Below are 1,932 nucleotides of genomic sequence, written 5' to 3'. Positions count from 1 at the left end.
CGATTATCCTACCGCTGTTAAAAACTACATTAAAGCAGCAACTAAAGGTGTCACAAAAGTTGCTTCTAAAATCGGTATTTCAACGATTCAAAGTTATCGCGGTGCCCAGATTTTTGAAGCAGTCGGCTTGAATCAAATCACGATCGATAAATACTTTACCCGCACTGCATCCCGAATTGAAGGTGCCGACGTGGGCGTAATTACCCAAGAAACGATTACTCGCCACACCCACGCCTTCCCCGATCGACCTGCCAAAGGTGCTACCCTCGATGTTGGCGGCGATTATCAGTGGCGCAAAGATGGTGAAGAACACCTATTCAGCCCCGAAAGCATTCACCTATTACAACAGGCGGCGCGGACGGGTAAATATGACATTTATCAAAAATACGCCAAGCTGATTAACGAGCAGGATAAAAAACACTTCACCCTGCGCGGCTTACTCGATTTTAAACCGCAAACAGCCATCCCGATCGAAGAAGTAGAACCGATCGAGAATATCCTCAAACGCTTTAAAACTGGGGCGATGAGCTATGGCTCCATCTCTAGTGAAGCACATGAAGGACTAGCGATCGCGATGAACCGGATCGGCGGTAAATCCAACACTGGCGAAGGCGGCGAAGATCCCGAACGCTACACCTGGACGAACGAGCAAGGCGACTCCAAAAATAGCGGCATCAAACAAGTAGCATCAGGACGATTCGGTGTCACCAGCCTCTACCTCTCCCAAGCCAAAGAAATCCAAATCAAAATGGCACAGGGAGCCAAACCAGGCGAAGGCGGACAACTCCCAGGCAAAAAAGTCTATCCCTGGATCGCCAAAGTGCGCCACTCCACCCCAGGCGTAGGGCTGATTTCACCACCACCGCACCATGATATCTACTCGATCGAAGATCTCGCCGAACTAATCCACGATCTCAAAAATGCCAATCGGGACGCGCGAATCAACGTCAAACTAGTATCCGAAGTCGGAGTCGGCACGATCGCCGCAGGAGTAGCCAAAGCCCACGCCGATGTAGTACTTATCTCCGGCTTCGACGGCGGTACCGGAGCCTCACCCCAAACCTCAATCAAACACGCCGGATTACCCTGGGAACTCGGACTCGCCGAGACCCACCAAACCCTCGTCCTCAATAACCTCCGCAGCCGGATCGTCGTCGAAACTGACGGACAACTCAAAACCGGACGAGACATCGCGATCGCCGCCCTTCTAGGTGCCGAAGAATTCGGCTTCTCCACCGCCCCCCTCGTCACCCTCGGCTGTATTATGATGCGCGTCTGCCATCTCAATACCTGCCCCGCTGGCATCGCCACCCAAAACCCCGAACTCCGCGCCACCTATACCGGAGATCCCGCCCACACCGTCAATTTCATGCGATTTATCGCCCAAGACTTACGGGAAATCATGGCAGCCCTCGGCTTCCGCACCCTCAACGAAATGGTTGGACGCACCGATATCCTGGAATCCAAACAAGCGATCGCCCATTGGAAAGCCAAAAACATCGACCTCTCCAACCTCCTCTACCAGCCCGAAGCAGGCGCAGAAGTCGGACGGTATCAACAGATCGCCCAGGATCACGGACTTGACAAATCGCTCGACATTACTACTTTATTAGACCTGTGCAAAGACTCGATTCTTGATGGCAAACCCACCACAGCCACCCTCCCGATCTGCAACGTCAACCGCGCCGTCGGTACCATCCTCGGTAACGAAATTACCAAAAAACACTGGCACGGACTCCCCGAAGATACCGTCCACCTCCACTTCCAAGGGAGTGCCGGACAAAGCTTCGGTGCATTCATCCCCCAAGGAGTCACCCTCGAACTCGAAGGCGATGCCAACGACTACGTTGGCAAGGGACTGAGCGGCGGACGCATCATCGTCTATCCGCCAGCCGGTTCTACATTTGTGGCTGAGGATAACATCATCGCCGG

Annotated in this window: 1 protein-coding gene; it reads left to right on the top strand. The window is 53.4% G+C overall.

Features of this window, described 5'->3' with window-relative positions:
- A partial coding sequence (locus RMO84_RS09175; RefSeq protein WP_310488172.1) for a glutamate synthase-related protein occupies positions 1–1,932 on the top strand: 1,932 nt, incomplete at both ends.

The sequence above is a fragment of the Chamaesiphon sp. VAR_69_metabat_338 genome (assembly GCF_031423935.1).
Classification (GTDB): Bacteria; Cyanobacteriota; Cyanobacteriia; order Cyanobacteriales; family Chamaesiphonaceae; genus Chamaesiphon.
The sequence above is the reverse complement of the archived record's forward strand: the minus strand, read 5'-3'. Positions and strand labels throughout refer to the sequence as shown.